This window comes from Metabacillus sp. FJAT-52054, from assembly GCF_037201815.1.
In the GTDB taxonomy this organism is placed as follows: Bacteria; Bacillota; Bacilli; order Bacillales; family Bacillaceae; genus Metabacillus_B; species Metabacillus_B sediminis.
On the sequence record NZ_CP147407.1, the window covers coordinates 2447533 to 2466353 of the forward strand.

At 43.0% G+C, this 18821-nt stretch carries 19 protein-coding genes; 7 read left to right on the plus strand and 12 right to left on the minus strand.

What is annotated here, in order from left to right; translation table 11 throughout:
* Positions 1-77 precede the first annotated feature (77 nt).
* The gene (locus WCV65_RS12850) at positions 78-1715 is read right to left on the minus strand and encodes a M20/M25/M40 family metallo-hydrolase (RefSeq protein WP_338776974.1); all 1638 of its coding nucleotides are present in this window, start codon (positions 1713-1715) and stop codon (positions 78-80) included.
* 166 nt (positions 1716-1881) lie between these two features.
* Between WCV65_RS12850 and namA the strand changes: the two genes are divergently transcribed.
* Entirely contained in the window at positions 1882-2901 is a 1020-nt protein-coding gene (namA, locus tag WCV65_RS12855) for an NADPH dehydrogenase NamA (protein ID WP_338776976.1), read from the plus strand.
* Positions 2902-3361: 460 nt separating this feature from the next.
* Here namA and WCV65_RS12860 read toward each other — a convergent pair whose 3' ends face one another.
* The 3 genes from WCV65_RS12860 to rnz form a co-directional block, all read right to left on the minus strand.
* On the minus strand, positions 3362-4057 hold the full coding sequence (locus WCV65_RS12860; RefSeq protein WP_051860483.1) for a glucosaminidase domain-containing protein: 696 nt from the start codon (positions 4055-4057) through the stop codon (positions 3362-3364).
* Positions 4058-4190: 133 nt separating this feature from the next.
* Positions 4191-4340 carry a 50S ribosomal protein L33 gene (rpmG, locus tag WCV65_RS12865; protein WP_035404153.1) on the minus strand — a complete coding sequence of 50 codons (150 nt, stop codon included), beginning with the start codon at positions 4338-4340 and terminating at the stop codon, positions 4191-4193.
* A 118-nt stretch (positions 4341-4458) separates the two neighbouring features.
* A complete protein-coding gene (gene rnz, locus WCV65_RS12870; RefSeq protein WP_338776983.1) occupies positions 4459-5376 on the minus strand; it encodes a ribonuclease Z in 918 nt (305 codons plus the stop codon).
* Positions 5377-5908: 532 nt separating this feature from the next.
* Between rnz and zwf the strand changes: the two genes are divergently transcribed.
* Together zwf and WCV65_RS12880 are read left to right on the plus strand one after the other, a co-directional pair.
* On the plus strand, positions 5909-7396 hold the full coding sequence (zwf, locus tag WCV65_RS12875) for a glucose-6-phosphate dehydrogenase (RefSeq protein WP_338776985.1): 1488 nt from the start codon (positions 5909-5911) through the stop codon (positions 7394-7396).
* Between the two features lie 61 nt (positions 7397-7457).
* A complete protein-coding gene (locus WCV65_RS12880; protein ID WP_338776987.1) occupies positions 7458-8081 on the plus strand; it encodes a cyclase family protein in 624 nt (207 codons plus the stop codon).
* An 87-nt stretch (positions 8082-8168) separates the two neighbouring features.
* Here WCV65_RS12880 and WCV65_RS12885 read toward each other — a convergent pair whose 3' ends face one another.
* The 4 genes from WCV65_RS12885 to WCV65_RS12900 form a co-directional block, all read right to left on the minus strand.
* The gene (locus WCV65_RS12885; RefSeq protein ID WP_035404146.1) at positions 8169-8954 is read right to left on the minus strand and encodes a glucose-1-dehydrogenase; all 786 of its coding nucleotides are present in this window, start codon (positions 8952-8954) and stop codon (positions 8169-8171) included.
* A gap of 18 nt (positions 8955-8972) precedes the next feature.
* Positions 8973-9827, minus strand: coding sequence for a GRP family sugar transporter (locus tag WCV65_RS12890; RefSeq protein WP_338782279.1), 855 nt, complete (start codon positions 9825-9827; stop codon positions 8973-8975).
* Between the two features lie 201 nt (positions 9828-10028).
* Positions 10029-11441 carry an NADP-dependent phosphogluconate dehydrogenase gene (gene gndA / locus WCV65_RS12895; protein ID WP_035404291.1) on the minus strand — a complete coding sequence of 471 codons (1413 nt, stop codon included), beginning with the start codon at positions 11439-11441 and terminating at the stop codon, positions 10029-10031.
* Between the two features lie 93 nt (positions 11442-11534).
* Positions 11535-12785 carry a DNA polymerase IV gene (locus WCV65_RS12900; protein ID WP_338776991.1) on the minus strand — a complete coding sequence of 417 codons (1251 nt, stop codon included), beginning with the start codon at positions 12783-12785 and terminating at the stop codon, positions 11535-11537.
* A 138-nt stretch (positions 12786-12923) separates the two neighbouring features.
* Here WCV65_RS12900 and WCV65_RS12905 point away from each other — a divergent pair, with 138 nt between their 5' ends.
* Positions 12924-13361, plus strand: coding sequence for a DUF6376 family protein (locus tag WCV65_RS12905; RefSeq protein WP_338776993.1), 438 nt, complete (start codon positions 12924-12926; stop codon positions 13359-13361).
* 28 nt (positions 13362-13389) lie between these two features.
* Here the strand turns inward: WCV65_RS12905 and WCV65_RS12910 are convergent, their stop codons facing one another.
* Positions 13390-13872, minus strand: a complete 483-nt coding sequence (locus tag WCV65_RS12910; protein WP_338776994.1) for a chemotaxis protein CheW — start codon at positions 13870-13872, stop codon at positions 13390-13392.
* Positions 13873-14018: 146 nt separating this feature from the next.
* Between WCV65_RS12910 and WCV65_RS12915 the strand changes: the two genes are divergently transcribed.
* Positions 14019-14729: a nucleotidyltransferase domain-containing protein gene (locus tag WCV65_RS12915; RefSeq protein WP_338776996.1), complete on the plus strand. Its 711-nt coding sequence runs from the start codon at positions 14019-14021 to the stop codon at positions 14727-14729.
* A gap of 42 nt (positions 14730-14771) precedes the next feature.
* On the opposite strand, the gene WCV65_RS12920 is transcribed toward WCV65_RS12915, so the two are convergent.
* The 3 genes from WCV65_RS12920 to mce are packed head-to-tail and all read right to left on the minus strand — an operon-like array spanning position 14772 to position 17881.
* A complete protein-coding gene (locus WCV65_RS12920; RefSeq protein ID WP_338776998.1) occupies positions 14772-15890 on the minus strand; it encodes a tripeptidase T in 1119 nt (372 codons plus the stop codon).
* A gap of 24 nt (positions 15891-15914) precedes the next feature.
* The gene (locus WCV65_RS12925) at positions 15915-17462 is read right to left on the minus strand and encodes an acyl-CoA carboxylase subunit beta (RefSeq protein WP_338782280.1); all 1548 of its coding nucleotides are present in this window, start codon (positions 17460-17462) and stop codon (positions 15915-15917) included.
* Positions 17463-17464: 2 nt separating this feature from the next.
* Positions 17465-17881 carry a methylmalonyl-CoA epimerase gene (mce, locus tag WCV65_RS12930; protein ID WP_035404134.1) on the minus strand — a complete coding sequence of 139 codons (417 nt, stop codon included), beginning with the start codon at positions 17879-17881 and terminating at the stop codon, positions 17465-17467.
* A gap of 159 nt (positions 17882-18040) precedes the next feature.
* Here mce and prli42 point away from each other — a divergent pair, with 159 nt between their 5' ends.
* Both prli42 and WCV65_RS12940 read left to right on the plus strand, forming a co-directional pair.
* Positions 18041-18142, plus strand: a complete 102-nt coding sequence (prli42, locus tag WCV65_RS12935; RefSeq protein WP_156505830.1) for a stressosome-associated protein Prli42 — start codon at positions 18041-18043, stop codon at positions 18140-18142.
* A 287-nt stretch (positions 18143-18429) separates the two neighbouring features.
* Positions 18430-18813, plus strand: coding sequence for a hypothetical protein (locus tag WCV65_RS12940; RefSeq protein WP_338777002.1), 384 nt, complete (start codon positions 18430-18432; stop codon positions 18811-18813).
* Positions 18814-18821: the final 8 nt, after the last annotated feature.

Genomic DNA, 18821 nt, shown 5'->3' on the forward strand with positions numbered 1-18821 from the left:
TTATTCTCTTTTCCTTTTTTAGTAAATATATGTGACAAAGCCACAAGCGTAAAAAAAAGAAGAGGCAGCCATATGGCTCAGCCCCTTCTCTCTTCCCAACAGAAAAACTCTTTAATGCTCATCTCCAATATTTCGGGCAGCTGACTAAAGGAATACGGCAAGTACAGCCTTTCTGTCCATTGATGGGCATCGCGCCCAACCGGACCGATATTAATAACCGGCATGTTTAGTTCCTTAATTTTCTTAACGGGCAAGGAATACCCTCTTTCATACACCGGCAAGCTTTTTGTAAGCTTTGAGAGAGATTCATCTGAATCCTGCAGCTGAAGAAAGCTTAGATCGGAAAGACCCGGAAAATAAACTTGACGTTTTAATGAAATTCCATACTCTTTTTTTGCCAATGCTGAAACAAAATCCGCGATGTGCCGAATCATTCGATTTTCATTCGATGAAACTGCAGGATAAAACGGAGGGCCATAGAAAAGAATAATCATCGGTGAAAGCTCTTTACATAAGCCAGCCAGCTCAGCGGCAATGCGGATCGAGGTTTGGCGTCCATCCGACTCACCTCCAGCCTCGGTATCAAGATTGGCAATTCTCCTTTCCACTTCCTGCTTCCCGGCTTTTTTCACTGCATAACTGAAAAGTTCGTCATAGCTTATCACTTTAACCGAAAATGGCTCCGGCTTGTATGGAACTTTTGCAGAATAAGCATTGGCTCTATTTATGTAATGCGCTTCGATTTCTTTCGCAGCGGTTTTGGCAGATTGAAGAAGCAGTTCATGAAGCTCTTCAAGCGGCCTCTGCATGGTTAAAACATTAAACAGGGATACCGCGATATGAGGAATCTGCACGGAATACTCCTCTTTCAAATCCTTTTGGAGCAAGCTCGTTGGAGGCGGTGTGACCTCTTCTTCCACCGTTTCACAGTACTCATCATTCAATTCAAGCTGTTCGCTGATTTTGGATGCCATTAAATTAGCATTCAATCCGGAAAAAGGTTCTCCAACATGCGTCTCTTTCCCATAGCAAAGAAATCCTGCAAGGACTTTTCCAATCGACCCTGTGTAAAGATAATAGTCCGGGTCATTCGGATATTTCGTAAACATCGGTTCTGAATTAATACACGCGATATAATCCAGATGATGCTTTTCTTTTAAATCACTCAAAGCTTGTACCGCTGCAAGCATTCCTTCCGAGTTTACTTCTTCATCCGGAACCGTAAGAAGCAGCAGGTTTCCGTCGAACTCTTCTTTCATTGCCTTTTCGATTACACCCATTTGTACGGTCAGGCCCGCCTTCATATCCATCGTTCCCCGGCCAAACAGCCACTCTCCGCTTTCCAGCTCTTTCTGGACTTGTTCAGGCAGCCACTCTTTTTTTTCCTTCAGCGTATCAGTCAGCTCTTTCGGCCGGAATGCAAGATGCCGGAGCTCTCCATAATCAATCACTTCTACCGTATCAAAATGACTTAATAGTATGAGGGTTCTGTCAGTCTTCCCTTTCACAAGAGCCGTTAAAAAACGTCTGCCATCTTTAAGTGGATGGAGAGTTAAATAGTCCGGATTATGGTTGAAATAATTTGTCTGATTCAGCAAATACTGTACATATTCAGGAAACGAGGCTTCTCCAGCTGTTCCAGTCACGCTATCGTATTCAACCAGTTTTGCTAATAATTCTGTTAGCTGTTCCTTTGTCTGCCATAATGTTTTCATAAACTCCCCCCATTCTCCATTTGAATCTATTGTATAGAATTTACTGATAATTTCAACAGCTTTGGGGAGAAAATCTACTCTTACCAAGTATCCCGGGCAGATTAAGTGACTTGAAGGAATGACGCTGGTATACTTTTTTTGAAATTATTTCATGGAGGCGAAAAACTTGAATCGAAAATTATTTGAACCATATAAGATAAAGAATGTAGAACTGAAAAATCGGATTGTGATGTCGCCGATGTGCATGTATTCATCCATGAATGAGGACGGAAAGCTTGAAAGCTTCCACCGCACCCATTACGTAAGCCGTGCAGCAGGCCAAACCGGTCTGATCATGCTTGAAGCATCTGCTGTTACGCCGCAGGGCAGAATTTCACCAAATGATCTCGGTATTTGGAATGATGAGCATACAGAAGGTTTTGCAAGCCTCGTAAAAGAAATAAAAAGCTATGGAGCTAAAGCGGCGATCCAGCTTGCTCATGCGGGACGAAAAGCTGTATTAGAAGAAGAAATTGCAGCTCCGACTGCTATCCCTTTTAATGAAAATTCAAAAAGGCCAGTAGCCATGACGAAAGAAAAAATCCAGGAAACAATCCTGGCATTCCGTGATGGAGCCCGCCGAGCGAAAGAAGCAGGATTCGATATTATTGAACTTCATGGTGCGCACGGCTATTTGATCAACCAATTCTTATCTCCATTATCCAATCATCGCGATGATGAATACGGGGGTTCGGCTGAAAACCGCTACCGCTTCCTTAGCGAAGTAATTGAAGCAGTAAAAGAAGTATGGCATGGACCGATCTTTGTCAGGGTTTCTGCCACTGATTACCACCCTGAAGGATTAACTCCGGATGATCATGTTGTATTCGCCAAATGGATGCGCGAGCAGGGAATCGACCTAATCGACGTAAGTTCAGGAGCTCTGGTGCCGGCAGATATTCCGGTTTACCCAGGCTACCAGGTTCCATTTGCAGAAAAGATCCGCCGTGAAGCTGAAATAGCTACAGGTGCAGTAGGTATGATCACGCATGGTCTTCAGGCAGAGGAAATTTTGCGCAGCGAACGTGCGGACTTAGTTTTCTTAGCCCGTGAGCTTCTGCGTGACCCTTATTGGCCGAGGACTGCTGCTGAACAGCTTGGAACCTCAATTGAATCTCCCATTCAATATGAACGAGGATGGAAGTAAGTACTTTATTCCCCCCAAAAAAAGCATCTCAAATCGCACTGAATTCATGCGATATTTGAGATGCTTTTGCTTATTGATCCAGTTACCTTTAATTCAGGAGATACATCCTTATTGAAACCGATTAGGGACGTTTTATAAGTAATATACTAAAAAACGAAATAGTTTGGATCATGTACGTAACATCTTTAAACAATATGAGTTTAAAAAGGCTCCCAAAATACCCCACACAATAGTACACCTAATTCATTATCTTTCATCTAAACAGCAGGAAGACACAATTATTTTGAGGATCATTCGCGGAGGAGTTACAATTCTTAATTCCGCTAATTATTAATACTGTGTGCTGAAATGACAAACCAAACGAACTAAATTAGAGGAAGACATCAATAGAAGTTAACAGGTTGCTATATGAACAAACACTGCTCACCTTATATAAGGCGCTGGTTCAGCAATTAACGGTTTAATTAGCAAACAGAACACTCCAGGTTTTAGATCCAACAACCCCATCAGCAGATAAACCTTTCATTTGCTGAAACGTTCTGACTGTCCTCTCTGTCTTCGCTCCGAAAATTCCATCTTCAGCCAGCTTAAAATTAAGCTTATTCAACTGTTTTTGCACTTCGACTACATACATCCCTTTCGAACCCTTTTTAATTAATTCTCCAGGGTATGGTTTAGAAACTTTGACAGGCGGCGGAAAAGGCATGCCGGACATCGTATCATACTTTGCCAAGTTGTTTCTCTCAATAATGCCAATTAGCTTTTCAGCATACTTTGGATCACTTGCATATCCCGCCTGCTGCAGAGCGGAACATGCCTTCTTGTAGTCTGTTTCTCCGAAAATAGGCGCGTATCTCGTCCCTCTTTTATAAAACTCTACCAGGTCTTTAATTGATTCATACCAGGTTGGATAGCGTTTGAAAGCAGAGGAAACCACTCTCTCTTCTCCCTCCACATATTCAATGGTTCTAATCACAATGGATTGTCCTTTATAAGAGCCTTTAATTCCGAATAAGTTTAGAGCATTTTTTGCCAGAAAGCTTTCTCCCCAGCCAGTTTCAAGTATGGATTGAGCGATAAGCATAGAGGCAGATATATTCTCTTCCTTTTGTACTTTAAGAACATAAGGAAGCATTAATTCAATAAAGTTTTCCACAAACGTCTCTCCTTTCCAAAAAAGTTTAAAAAGATATTACATCATAAGCACATTTGCGGAAATGGTATGGATACTTGTACGGGAAAATGAAAAAGAGGCCATGCCTTTTTTAAAAGGCCGGCCTCTTCTTTCATTATTTCGTTTCTCTGTGCAGCGTAACACGTTTCAATCTGGGACAGTATTTGTTCACTTCAATCCGGTCAGGATTGTTTCGTTTATTTTTAGTCGTAATATAATTCCGGTCTCCAGATTCAGTACATGCTAATGTAATATTTACACGCATAGCCAATTCCTCCTTATGTAATATAAAACGTAATTATTACGATTTGTTTCCATTTTACACATTTATAGAGCGCGGGTCAACCTGATTAAAAGAAGTTCAGCTGAAGTTCACCCGCTGACTATTTGACTTCTAGCCTGAGCAAATCCTCTGCAATAATCGTATCACTGAAGATCTTAACTGCCTCTTCCAAAAGTGTTCCAACCTGTTCTCCCTGATACCTTGCACTAATATGGGTAAGGACGAGCTGCTTCACTCTGCATTGTTTGGCTAGTTCTGCAGCTTGAATGGTAGTGGAGTGATAATATTCATATGCTAGCTTCTCATCCTCTTCTCCAAAAGTTGCTTCATGGATCAGCAAATCTGCATCTTCTGCAAGCTTTGCCAGCTGAGGACAGCTTCTTGTATCCCCGCAGATGGAGATGATTTTACCTTTTTTAGGCGGCCCGAGGAAATCGGAACCAAGAATAAGTTTCCCCTCTTCCGTTTCCAGGGATCCTCCTTCTTTTAATTTCTGATAGGCGGGGCCGGGTTTAATTCCTGCAGCCATAAGCTTATCGGCCATGAGTGTGCCGGGCTTATCTTTTTCGATTACTCTGTAGCCATAGCTCGGAAGCCCATGCTCAAGAAGAATGGCTTCAACGATAAACTGCTCATCCTCAAAAACAATACCTCCTTCACCTTCAATCACTTCAATCGGGTATCGTAAATGGGTCTGGCTATGAGCAAGTGCCGCTTTTACAAATTGAGTAATTCCCTTTGGCCCATATATGGTAAGAGGATCTTCTGCTCCCTGGAATGAGCGGCTGCCCAATAGGCCGGGAAGGCCAAATATATGATCTCCATGCATGTGGGTGATAAAAATTTTCTCAATTTTACGGGGTTTTAAAGAGGTGTGCAGGATTTGATGCTGGGTTCCCTCTCCGCAGTCAAACAGCCAGACGGTTCCCCGTTCTTCAAGCAGCTCCAGCGCCATCGCAGACACATTCCTTTGTTTGGATGGCACCCCTGCTCCGGTTCCTAAAAATAATACGTTCAACGTGAAGTCCTCCTAAGTACAATTCTTTCATCTAGAATACATGAAAAAGAGAAGCATGCACAGCGGACTGTGCATGCGATGGCTAATGATTCCTGTGTTTTCAGCACTTTCTGAAGAGAAATGCGGTTTACTTTTCATTTAGCGCGTAAACAGGAAAATATCCTGATGGATACGTCGCATTTACCCGGTGAAAAGAAGCCCCCATCGTTCTCTCCCATTGAAAAATATGAATTGAATGATTTCCTTTTATTATACTCTTTGAAAAAAATTTTTGAAAATACTCATTAAAATGCATTTCGTTGCGACAAATACTTTTCTAAAGCTTAATTACAGCAATAATAATTGTTTTTCGGTTTCCAGTTCATACTAATGAGAGGAAAATTAGTTCAATTGTTTGCTTTAACCGGAATGAACCTTTAAAATTAAGAACCTGTACGGGACCTTTTTTAAAAGAGCATCATTATGCTTATTCGGAATCGTGCCTTAAGCCAAAGAACTGGCACTTGACTATATGAAAAGTGAGGTCTTTATTGTGAATACAGAACAAAATCCCAAAGCCGTAATTGTTATTTTCGGAGCGACGGGCGACTTGGCTAAACGTAAGCTCTATCCGTCCATCTATCAGCTTCTTCAAAATAATCGAATCGGCAAAGACTTTGCGGTCGTCGGAGTTGGCCGCAGACCTTGGACTAATGAAGAATTCCGCAAAAATGTGAATACTTCTATTGAAAATGCAGTCCCAGATCATAAAGAAATGGATGAGTTCCTATCTCATTTCCATTATCATCCTTTCGATGTGACCAATCCTGAATCCTATCAAGAGTTAAAGGGATTGCTTGAAGAACTTGATCATACATATGATATTCCAGGCAACCGGATGTTTTATATGGCAATGGCGCCTGAATTTTTCGGAACCATTGCCATTAACCTGAAAAACGAAGGGCTTACTTCTACGCAAGGATGGAGCCGTCTTGTGATTGAAAAGCCATTTGGCACCGACCTGCCGAGTGCTCAAAAATTAAACGATGAAATTCGTGCAGCCTTCTCTGAAGATCAAATTTACCGGATTGACCATTACCTTGGAAAAGCAATGGTTCAAAACATTGAAGTCATTCGTTTTGCGAATGCCATCTTTGAACCGCTTTGGAACAACCGCTATATCGCCAATATCCAGATCACTTCCAGCGAATCATTGGGAGTGGAAGACAGAGGCCGTTATTACGAATCATCAGGTGCACTAAAAGATATGGTTCAGAACCATATTCTCCAAGTGGTTGCCCTGCTTGCCATGGAGCCGCCTATCAAACTGACCGACGAAGAAATCCGCAGTGAAAAGGTAAAAGTACTGCGTGCCCTTCGTCCCCTGAAGGAAAACGAAGTATCAGACTACTTTGTCCGCGGACAGTATGGAAAAGGCAGCATCCGGAACGAGGATGTTCCCGGCTACCGCGAAGAAAGCAACGTGGATCCGAACTCCAATACGGAAACCTTTGTAGCAGGGAAACTGACGATTGACAATTTCCGGTGGGCAGGAACTCCAATCTATATTCGAACTGGTAAGAGGATGCCCGCTAAATCAACAAAAATTGTGGTTCAGTTTAAAGATATCCCAATGAATCTTTATTATAACAATGGAGATAGTATGCATCCGAACCTTCTTGTCATTAACATCCAGCCGGATGAAGGGATCACCCTTCACTTAAATGCAAAGAAAACCGGCGACGGTTCTTATGCCAGACCTATTAAGCTTGATTACTGCAATAATTGCATCGATGGGATTAATACGCCAGAAGCCTATGAGAAACTGATTGATGATTGTCTTCACGGTGATGCAACAAACTTTACCCATTGGGACGAAGTAGCGTTAACATGGAGCTACGTCGATACCATTGCCAAGGCCTGGTCCAGTGTAGCAGCAGAATTTCCTAATTATGCTGCTGGCACAATGGGACCGGCTGATTCAGATGATCTTTTGGCAAAAGACGGTTATCATTGGTGGCCTGTAACAGACACAGAATAATGTTTTTTGAGCGCCCTGCCTTGCAGGGCGTTTTATCCAATACATAAGGGGGACTTTATTTATGAAAATGTACGATGTATCCGCACCCATTTTCGAAGGGATGCCTGTCTATAAAAACAAGGAAGAAAAACAGCCCGTTTTAAACACGGCAACGAACGGCTATGTAACGGAAACACGCATCGCTATGGATTTGCACACAGGTACACATGTCGACTCCCCTCTTCACATGATTGTTGAAGGAGACACAATGGAATCAATTTCTTTGGACGACCTTATCGGAGAAGCAAAGGTATTTGATTTAACGCAAGTCGAAGACCGGATCCGTAAAGAAGATATCGAAAAATTTGATATTCAAAAAGGAGACTTTGTTCTTTTTAAAACGAAAAACTCTCTTGAGGACGCATTTAACTTTGAATTTATCTTTGTAGCTGAATGCGCAGCGAAGCATTTAAGTGAAATTGGAATCAGAGGAGTGGGGATTGATGCACTTGGTGTTGAGAGAAGCCAGGAAGGCCACCCTACCCACAAGACGCTATTCAAGCATGACGTCATCATTGTTGAGGGCCTTCGTTTGAAGGAAGTCAGTGAAGGAAGCTATTTTATGGTGGCAGCACCTCTAAAAATAGTAGGAAAAGACGCAGCGCCGGCCCGGATTCTTTTGTTTGAAGGATTGAAAGCAGAATAACGGATACAAGGCTGCCGGACATGTCCGGCAGCCTTTTTTGTATCTTCTTTATTAGAAAAACATGCCCTTATCAGAGCGTAATAGCTATTAGCCTTTACCGGCCTGGAAGCTTGGATAATTCGTCATTCCGCCGTCAATGTAAAGAGTTGTTCCAGTTACATAGCTTGCTTCTTTAGAGGCAAGCCAGACAGCTGCGGCTGCTACTTCCTCCGGCTCACCGATTTTATTAAGAGGGATCATTTTCAGGACTTCTTTCTTCGCAGCCGGATCACTGAACTTTTCTTTGTTAATGGGCGTGTTAATGGCCCCCGGCGCCAAGCAGTTAACACGGATGCCATGCGGTGCAAATTCCAGTGCCAGCGTTTCACTCAGCATTTTGATTCCGCCCTTCGATGCTGCGTAATGGGCAAAATGAGGCCACGGAATGATTTGGTGTACGGAGGACATATTGATGATGCTTCCCTTTATGTCATGTTTAAGCATATAGGCAATAGCTTCTCTGCTGCCAACAAAAATACCAGTCAAATTCGTCGATATGACTTTGTTCCAATCTTCTAAAGACAATTCCTCAGATGGTACTTCGTTTTGAATACCGGCGTTGTTGACCATGACATCGAGCGTTCCATATGTATCAATGGCAAATTGAATGATTTTCTTCACATCTTCTTCTTTTGAGACATCTCCTTGTATCTTAACCGCTTCTCCGCCTGCCTCTTTAATCTCGCCAATCAGTTCATCAGATTTTCCCTCGTTTTTGTAATAGTTGATGACAACCTTTGCTTTCTCCTGGCCAAAGCGTTTCGCAATTGCACGTCCCAGACCAGAGCTTGCACCTGTAACAACAACAACTTTTCCTTCTAGATCTTTAAACATCTTTGCAGCAGCCCCTTTTTATCGTTTTGTATAGCCGAGCAGAACGCCTCCTGCGATAATGAGCAGGCATCCGATGATCACAAATATGATTTGCTTTTTCGCTGATTTCTCCTGCAGCAGGAACAGGCCGCCAAGGGTTGAAATGACAATACCTGTTTGGGACAGGGAAAAGCTTGTTGCTACACCTATTAGCGGCAGTGAAAGCAGCAGTCCAAGGTTACCTGCTGACCACCAAATCCCCGTCAAAATATTTCTTACTGCGTATTTGTTAAATGGCTGGCTTCTGATCGTGAGCACCACTGCTCCTGCAACCATACCGATTCCTTGAGGAAGAATCGCTGCCCATCCGTCAATTTCAAATTGCCGGATAATGACGACATAGCCAATATATCCAAGTGAAGAAACAAGTAAAATGAGCATTCCTTTTTTGAAATGCTTTTTGTCTTCTGCATTTTCTGCTTTTTGACCGATTGAAGTAAGCACCACTCCAATAATAATCGCGGCTACAGCAATGGAACCTAAAATGATCGCTGATTTTGTATCCCATTCTTTAAATAGCAATACCCCAAATAAGGTTGTACCCATTAACTGCAGACCCGTAGAAATGGGCACCGTTTTGGCAACCCCTATGTATTTGACGCTGGACAGCTGTCCGAATTGGCCAATAGCCCATAAAACACCTGAAACAATACCAATTCCCCATGCTAAACCATTGATATCCGGAAAGGTGAAAAAATAGGTCACGATGGCAAACAGCAGGGCGCCAATCGTTATTCCAAGCGTCTGGCTCTTAGCATCCCCGCCAAGTTTTACGCTGATTAATACTAAGCTTCCCCACGTAATGGCCGGGATTAACGCTAATAAAATTCCTATCATGATGATCGACTCCTATTATGGCTATATCTATTGATATGGCTGGTGTTCTCTTATACTTCCTCAAATCTTCAAACTTCAAACATTCATAAGGACATGTATGAAAAATTTTTACGGTTCTTGGGGAGCTCACAATCATTCTTACCAAGCAAAAAAATAAGGGCCTGGCTTTATTAGTCAGCCAGACCCTTCACAAAAAACTTATTTAGTCATCCATTCTGTGTGAAAAATACCTTCTTTATCAATTCGCTGATACGTATGAGCTCCAAAATAGTCACGCTGTGCTTGGATCAAGTTTGCTGGAAGCACCTCTGTACGGTAGCTGTCAAAGTAGGCAAGCGCACTTGAGAAACCAGGTACGGCTACCCCGCGTTCAATCGCCACAGAAAGAGTTTTGCGTAAGGAAACCTGATATTTTTGCACGATTTCTTTGAAATATGGATCAAGAAGCAGGTTGGAAAGATTCGCATCTCTGTCAAACGCTTCCTTAATTTGCTGCAGGAATGCTGCCCGAATGATGCATCCTCCTCTGAAAATCATCGCAATTTCACCATATTTAAGATCCCAGCCGTATTCCTCTGAGGCTGCCTTCATTTGGGCAAAGCCTTGGGCATAGGAGCAAATTTTACTCATAAACAGTGCCTGGCGGACCGCTTCGATTAATTCTTGTTTGTCGCCCGTGTAAGTGCCCGCTTCAGGACCTGATAATACTTTGCTTGCCTTTACACGTTCGTCTTTCATAGCTGAAATAAAGCGCGAAAAGACGGACTCTGTGATGATAGGCAGCGGTACACCGAGATCCAATGCATTGCTGCTCGTCCATTTTCCTGTACCTTTTTGTCCGGCCGTATCCAAAATAACGTCCACTAGCGGCTTGCCAGTTTCGTCATCTTTTTTTGTAAAGATATCGGCAGTAATTTCGATTAGGTAGCTGTCAAGCTCCCCTTTATTCCATTCCGCAAATACTTCATGGAATTCCTCAGCAGATAGTCCCAGGACATTTTTCAAAAGGAAATAGGCCTCTGAGATGAGCTGCATGTCCCCGTATTCGATTCCGTTGTGGACCATTTTTACGTAATGACCCGCGCCGTCCGGACCGATATAGGTTGTACAAGCTTCGCCATCTACTTTTGCGGAAATAGCCTCAAGAATGGGCTTTACGAGATCGTGCGCTTCTTTTTGTCCCCCAGGCATGATGGAAGGTCCTTTTAACGCGCCTTCCTCACCGCCTGACACACCTGTTCCGATAAAGTGAATTCCGCTCTCGGCAAGCTCTGAATTCCTGCGCTGTGTATCTTTAAAGAACGTATTTCCTCCATCGATCAGGATGTCGCCTTTATCCAAATACGGAAGGAGCGTTTCAATCGTTGCATCCGTTGCCGGTCCCGCTTTTACCATTAACAAAATTTTTCTTGGAGTTTCAAGCGATTGGACAAACTCCTCTATGCTGTATGTACCTTTTACATTCTTGCCTTCGGATTCTGCTAGGAAATCCTCTGTTTTATCAGAAGAACGGTTGTAAACGGATATGGAATACCCGCGGCTCTCAATATTTAAAGCTAAATTCTTACCCATAACGGCAAGACCAATCACACCAATTTGCTGTTTTGACATGTCAAAACGTCCTTTCCTGTACGTATGGTTCGTTACAATCATGAAAATATCACACTTGCTCCTGTGCTTTCAAGCGAAGCGACCTGGAACGGCCTAATCCTTAGAGTCTCTTAGAAAATCTTTGTTAAAGCTCGTTCCGCTCGTATGGTCCTCATCTGTTCTTCCAGTCAATCCGCGTTTAATCGTATTTTTTCCAAATTTCCCGTTAATCTGGTCAAGTACATTCCAAAGCGGCTCTTCCTTCGCATCCTCCTGGTAGGAAAACAAATCAAGCTGTTTTACGGCTTCTTCTTTTTCAAGCAAGTCCATTCCGGTTATGCCAAGCAGCCGGATTGGTTCTCCTGTCCAGTGCTTATAAAATATCCGCTTTGCTTTTTCTTCAATATCGGATGCCCCCGCAATCGGATTTTCAAGCTTTGCTGTGCGTGTGAAGGTCTGGCGATTACCATAGCGGATCATAACAGACAGTCTTGAGGCCAGAACATTTTTGCGGTTCATCCTTCTGCTTACCGATTCGGCAAGCTTCGAAATCAGTTTATCCAGTTCCCTCGGATTTGATGAATCCTTAGGAAGAGTAGATGAATTTCCAATGCTTTTAAAATCGTATATGGAATCCGGATCAACAGGACGGTCATCTATTCCCGATGCCCTTTTTTTCAGACGCTCCCCATTGATGCCAAGCAGTTCTTTTAATTTTCCATCCTCCGCCACTACAAGATCATGAATGGTGTGAATGCCGATTCCTTTCAGCTTCTCTCCCGTTTTCTCCCCGACTCCATGCATTTCTTCAACAGGCAGCGGCCATAGAAGCTGATTGAGTTCGCGCTTGCGGAGCACCGTAATGCCAAGCGGTTTTTTCATATTGGAAGCCATCTTAGCCAGAAACTTATTTGGAGCAATCCCTATGCTCGAAGGGAGCATTAGCTCCTCAAGCAGCCTTGATTGAAGAGATTTGGCGATATCAATAGGGTTTTGGCCATTCGTATATTCGGTAATATCCATATACCCTTCATCGATGCTCACAGGCTCAACCAATGGAGTATACTCTCTCAGCACGTCAAACATCGCTTTTGAGGACTGGCGGTAACGGTCAAAGTTTGGTTTCCTGACCACAAGATCCGGGCATAATCTTCTAGCCTGCCAAAGCTGCATCGTTGTTTTTACTCCGTATTTTCTTGCTTCATAGGAGCAGGTTACAATGATTCCCTTCCGTTCCTCTGCGTTCCCGGCTATCGCCACCGGCTTTCCTTTTAACTCAGGATCGTAAGCCATTTCAACTGAAGCATAAAAGCTATTCATATCGATGTGAAAAATGATGCGTCCTTTTTTCACTTCTCCCTGCATTCCGTTCACTTCCCTATTAAGGTCCTGCTTCTATTTTATCATATTTCATTTTTTTCTCTTCAGCTTGCTTAAAAAAGGATCAGAGTGGAAAGACTAGAATAATTAAGTGAAAGATGTTTATGATGGAGGATATCACTCATGATGCGCGCGATGACGCTAATAATCATTTTCTTACTCTTCCTATCCGGCTGCTCTTTTTTTGGCAAGCCTGCTACATACGGAGAAGAAGCTGCAAACTTTGCCTATGAACTGGCGGATGAGTCTGAACAGCTCTCGACTCTTTTCTATGATGCAGCTGATAGTGAAACGGCCAGGACAGAGCTTGAATCAATTTTACTCAGTATGAAAAACCAAATAAAAACCTTTAATAAAATCCATGCACCTGAGCAGATGACAGAGTGGCACCGGGATCTGTTGGAACAGAATGACCATGCCCTTCAAAACATTGAAGAGTATTTAACCGCTATTGAAAATAACACCTATACTGAAAATCTGAAAACCGATCCCGGATTGCCGAGGCAGGTAATGGTTATACAGAATATGGCTAAAAACATAAAAAATGATGAGAAGAAGTAATTCCATCACACATGCAAAAAGCATCCAGTCAAATGGATGCTTTTTCGTTTTCTTCAATATTGAGGGTCAGTAATTCAGACTTTATGTCATCCAGTGCTTCCAAAGTACCGATGAATGAAGCGGGGTTAACCAGTGTAATCAGCCTGCTGTCCTTCATGGCAATGGAAGAGAACCATTTTGATGAGGCCCCTGCTCCAATCGGCAGCAGTTTGAGCTGTTCTTGTTCAAGCTCCAGTATTTCCTTTGCTTCACTCACTAGCAGTCCGGCTGTTAATTCATCCGTCTGAACCGTGATAATCTTTGCCTTTTCCAGCTCATTGTTCTCTATTTTCTTGAAAAGGCATGAAACGTCGATGACTGGGACCAATTCACCTCTGATCGGCATAACACCCTTTACATAGTCCGGAAGATTGGGGATTGGTTTGAGATCAAGCACTTTCTCAATTGAGACAACATGCTCGATCGAAATCCCGAAATCTTCTCCTTGAGTTTGAAAAATTACCGCCTTCATAATAGACCATGCCCCTTCCGATATTCATCGTATCTATCATACTATGGATTGGTTATCTGGAAAAGCCTCCCGGATATTTTTCGTAAAGTGGGACTTTATCCCTCTAAATATGGTAAACTATTCAAAATTTATCAGGAGGGGCTTCTATGAACCGACCAGAAGCAGTGTCAGCAGCCTATGATTTTGTTAATGAGCATTACCCCGAATGCCAGGCAGCACTTTTAGCTGGAAGTACATCCAGAGGAGAAACGCGCCCCTTATCAGATCTCGACATCGTTATCTTTGTAACGGGAATTATCCGGTCGTACAGGGAATCTATCCATTTTAAAGGCTGGCCCGCGGAAATTTTTGTACACAGCCTTCTTTCGATAAACGAAATCTATGAAGCTGACCGGAAACGGGCGATTCCGAGCATGCAAAGAATGGTTTTTGAAGGGAAAATCATTAAGGATAATGGGATTGTATCTCAGTTGAAGAAGGAGGCAGAAATTCAGCTGCTAAAAGGACCTGATTCATGGCCGGATTCCATGATTAGAATGAAAAGGTACTTCATTACCGATGCATTAGAGGATTTAAAGGATAGCAGCTCAAGGGAAGAACAGCTTTTTATCGTTCAGGCGCTTACTGATCTTTTATATGAGTTTTATTTGAGAATGAACAGGCAATGGCTCGGGTCAAGCAAGTGGAAATATAGAACACTCGCTGCGTTTGATCCAGATCTCACGATTGATTTCATGGAGGCGCTGCACCGTTTTTACGAGAAGGGGGAAACCGGAAAGCTTCTCCAGCTGGCCGACCGGATATTGAAGCCTTTTGGCGGAAGGCTGTTTGATGGGTTTTCATTAGGAAAAGACTAAAAAAGCAGGGCCATCTCCAATCGGGACGGCCCTGCTGTTCTATTATTTTGCTGCTTCTTCGATTACCGCAACTACCATTTCAGCGGTTTTAACCAGTTCTTCGACTGGCATCTTTTCGTTAGTGGTGTGAATATCTTCATAGCCTACAGCGAGATTGACGGTCGGAACTCCATTTCCTGCAATGACGTTCGCATCACTTCCACCGCCGCTTGTAAGCAGACGGCTCTCACGGCCGATGGCTGCCGCAGCACGCTTCGCAACTTCGACAACGTGATCGCCTTCCCCGAATTTAAAGCCCGGGTACATAACCTGAATATCTACTTCCGCTTGACCGCCAAGTTCTTTTGCCGCCTCTTCAAACGCCCGTTTCATTTTTTCTACTTGGGCTTCCATTTTTTCAGGCACTAAAGATCTTGCTTCTGCCAGAATTTCTACATGGTCACAAACGATATTCGTTTGAGTGCCCCCTTCAAAGCGTCCGATGTTAGCCGTCGTTTCATCATCCAGACGGCCAAGAGGCATTTTAGAAATGGCCTTGGCGGCAATTGTAATCGCCGAAACACCTTTTTCCGGCGCTACTCCAGCATGAGCAGTTTTGCCTTTGATTACGGCTTTTACCTTCGCCTGAGTAGGAGCGGCAACAATGATGTCCCCTACTTTCCCGTCACTGTCCAGTGCATATCCGAATTTAGCTGTCATCAGCTTAGGATCCAGGGCTTTTGCTCCGACAAGACCGGACTCTTCTCCGGCAGTAATGACAAATTCAATTTTGCCGTGCGGAATTTCTTTTTCTTTTAAAATACGGATTGCTTCAAACATCGCAGCAAGACCCGCTTTGTCATCTGCTCCGAGAATGGTTGTACCATCTGTTACGATATATCCATCTTTAATGGATGGTTTAATGCCCTTGCCTGGTACAACGGTATCCATGTGGGATGTAAAGTAAATCGGATCCACTCCATCTTTGGTTGCTTCCAGCGTGCAGATCAGGTTGCCTGCTCCATGCCCCGTTATGCCTGTCGTATCATCCTCCGTAACGTCCAGTCCAAGGCTTGCGAATTTTTCTTTCAGCACCTTCGCAATTTCTGCTTCAAACTTTGTTTCGGAATCGATTTTTACCAATTCGAGAAATTCTTCTACTAGCCTGTCTTGATTTACCATGGTGTTCCCTCCGTTTTCAATCACTTATAGCGGAATATTTCCGTGTTTTTTGTATGGCCGTGTCTCTTTCTTAGAAGAGAGCATGTCCAGTGCCTGAATAAGCTTAATCCTGGTTTCCCTAGGATCGATGACATCATCGACCATTCCCTGGCTTGCTGCTACGTATGGATTAGCGAATTTCTCACGATATTCCTCAATTTTTTTTGCTCGTTCCGCTTCCGGTTCTTCACTGTTTTGAATGTCTCTTGAAAAAATGATATTTGCCGCACCTTGGGGTCCCATCACGGCAATTTCAGCGTTCGGCCATGCGTATACCAGGTCTGCACCGATTGATTTGCTGTTTAGTGCTACATAGGCACCCCCGTATGCTTTTCTTAAAATAACCGTAATTTTGGGAACCGTTGCTTCTGAGTATGCGTATAAAATTTTTGCTCCGTGACGGATAATTCCGCCATGCTCCTGTTTAACACCAGGGAAAAATCCGGTTACATCTTCAAATGTAATAATCGGAATGTTAAAGGAATCACAAAAACGGATAAATCTCGCAGCTTTGTCTGAAGAATCGATATCCAGTCCTCCAGCCATGTATTTCGGCTGATTGCAGACTAAACCGACCGTTTTTCCCTTTATCCGTGCAAATCCGACCACCATATTTTTGGCAAAGCCCTCATGGACTTCCATGAATGAATCCGGGTCCATAATATTATGAATGACGGTTCTTACATCATAGGGTCTGATCGCATCAAAAGGGATTAAATCAGTTAAATCAGGACGGTAATCGCTCCCTTCAGGTTCTTCTTCATTTGGCGGCTTTTCTTCATTATTCTGAGGCAGATAGCTTAAAAGAAGCCGGACCTTTTCCAAAACTTCCTGCTCTGTCCCGCCGGAAAAATGGGCATTCCCGCTGACTGTATTATGTACATGCGCTCCACCAAGATCTTCTGAGCTGATTTTCTCACCAGTCACGGTTTCAATAACCTTCGGCCCTGTAATAAACATTTGGCTTGTTTTCTCCACCATGAAAACAAAATCAGTAATAGCCGGAGAATAAACCGCGCCGCCTGCACACGGTCCCAGAATAACGGATATTTGGGGAATGACCCCTGAATATATGCTGTTTCTGTAAAAGATGTGTCCGTAACCATCTAATGATACCACACCCTCTTGAATCCTCGCACCTCCAGAGTCATTCAGCCCAATGAATGGAGTGCCGTTCTTCGCTGCAAGGTCCATCACTGCTGCAATTTTTTTCGCATGCATTTCTCCGAGCGCTCCGCCAAATACCGTGAAGTCCTGTGAAAATAAATAAATGGGTCTGCCATTTACCTTTGCATACCCGGTTACCACTCCATCTCCCGGTCCTTTTTTGCCTTGGAGGCCAAAATCATTGCACCGGTGTTCAATAAACGCATTCAGTTCAACAAAGGTCCCCTCATCAACCAGTAGGTCAATTCGTTCTCTTGCCGTTAGCTTTCCCTTTTCATGCTGTTTTTCTATTTTATCATCTCCGCCGCCCATCTCAATCTCACGCCGGCGGTCATATAATTCGTTAATTTTATCGTAAATATCCATATTCATTTCACATCATTCCCCTTTTTTTCACAAAGCTCTGTTAAAGTTCCGCCTGTTGATTTCGGGTGCAGAAACGCAATGGCAGCCCCTCCTGCACCTAAGCGCGGAGTATGGTCGATCATGTTAATGCCCTGCGTCTTCAGTTCTTCAATCCGTGCTGCAATGTTTTCTACTTTATAAGCTACGTGATGAATTCCTTCGCCTCTTTTTTCAATAAACTTTGCTACCGGGCTATCGGAGGAAGTCGGCTCAAGCAACTCAATTTTTTGATTGCCCGCGTCTAAAAAAGCGACCTTGACCAGCTGGGAAGGCACTTCTTCCTCTCCAATGAGCTTCATACCTAATGTGGCTTCATAAAACGGCAGCGAATTCTGAATAGATGTTACCGCGATCCCTATATGATCTACTTTTTTTATCATGCTTTATCTCTCCCATGCTGTAAACGGATACATACATACATTCTCCAATATCCGCCTTGATTCCTTCTTATTCGAGTGAATCTCTTATTTCTGATTTGGTCTTGTCCGGAATTGAAATTCACGTTAAAATGAAACTATTGATTTTTGGGAGTGATTGACATGTCCAATAAAAAAGTCCAGAAAATTGTTGTGATGGTTATGCTGGGAGTCATGCTCCTGACAACGCTTCTAGCCGGATTATCAACTTTCATCGGGTTCTAAATAGGTGTTATATAAAAGGATCGCTGCGGCAGATTTGCCTCAGCGGTCCTTTTTATTTTTGCTTTGTTAGACTTGGCTTTGATTTTCGCTGCAGTCGTTCGCTCCAATCAGCCAACTTATTAGCTAACACGATTTTGCATATGATCGAAATCCGGAAACGTTCTGTTCACACCTGTTCTTGATTAATTAACTTTGCCGAAATTAATTGATCGAAGAAGGAGAATTGAATAGTCGTAAAGAACTACATTCATGCAGGATATTAGCTTATATGGAAAGGAGAATGATGAATGGAATTAGAACCCTGTTTTAATCATAATAGTGCAGCTGGAACCCATACATGTGCTTATTGCATGAAACGGTATTGCAAGGAATGTTTTTTACTGCATACTTCTAGAAAGGTAGTGATCTGCACCGGCTGCTATCAGAATATATCCAATCGAATTAAAAAAGTTTTCCCTTTGAACTTATCGCTGATCATCCTATCTGTATTATTTTTAATAGCCGTTCAAGTATGTTACTTTATAGAGCTTACCGACTTTTCAGCCACATTTATATCAACTCTATTTTTTACTGGTGCTGCCGTTTGGCAAATAAAAAAGCGAAAAACTTACAGGGAATTTTTAATCTCAGAGAAATCTCCAGAAGCATTACATGCATCCCCATCTGAATAATACATAAC

Bases quoted from the DNA above. Each gene is read 5' to 3' on its own strand.
- WCV65_RS12905 (WP_338776993.1), top strand. From the start codon at position 12,924: ATGATGCGCGCGATGACGCTAATAATCATTTTCTTACTCTTCCTATCC.
- WCV65_RS12920 (WP_338776998.1), bottom strand. From the start codon at position 15,890: ATGGTAAATCAAGACAGGCTAGTAGAAGAATTTCTCGAATTGGTAAAA.
- WCV65_RS12910 (WP_338776994.1), bottom strand. From the start codon at position 13,872: ATGAAGGCGGTAATTTTTCAAACTCAAGGAGAAGATTTCGGGATTTCG.
- WCV65_RS12850 (WP_338776974.1), bottom strand. From the start codon at position 1,715: ATGAAAACATTATGGCAGACAAAGGAACAGCTAACAGAATTATTAGCA.
- WCV65_RS12925 (WP_338782280.1), bottom strand. From the start codon at position 17,462: ATGGATATTTACGATAAAATTAACGAATTATATGACCGCCGGCGTGAG.
- WCV65_RS12880 (WP_338776987.1), top strand. From the start codon at position 7,458: ATGAAAATGTACGATGTATCCGCACCCATTTTCGAAGGGATGCCTGTC.
- WCV65_RS12885 (WP_035404146.1), bottom strand. From the start codon at position 8,954: ATGTTTAAAGATCTAGAAGGAAAAGTTGTTGTTGTTACAGGTGCAAGC.
- mce (WP_035404134.1), bottom strand. From the start codon at position 17,881: ATGATAAAAAAAGTAGATCATATAGGGATCGCGGTAACATCTATTCAG.
- rpmG (WP_035404153.1), bottom strand. From the start codon at position 4,340: ATGCGTGTAAATATTACATTAGCATGTACTGAATCTGGAGACCGGAAT.
- WCV65_RS12900 (WP_338776991.1), bottom strand. From the start codon at position 12,785: ATGCAGGGAGAAGTGAAAAAAGGACGCATCATTTTTCACATCGATATG.
- WCV65_RS12915 (WP_338776996.1), top strand. From the start codon at position 14,019: ATGAACCGACCAGAAGCAGTGTCAGCAGCCTATGATTTTGTTAATGAG.
- gndA (WP_035404291.1), bottom strand. From the start codon at position 11,441: ATGTCAAAACAGCAAATTGGTGTGATTGGTCTTGCCGTTATGGGTAAG.
- prli42 (WP_156505830.1), top strand. From the start codon at position 18,041: ATGTCCAATAAAAAAGTCCAGAAAATTGTTGTGATGGTTATGCTGGGA.
- WCV65_RS12940 (WP_338777002.1), top strand. From the start codon at position 18,430: ATGGAATTAGAACCCTGTTTTAATCATAATAGTGCAGCTGGAACCCAT.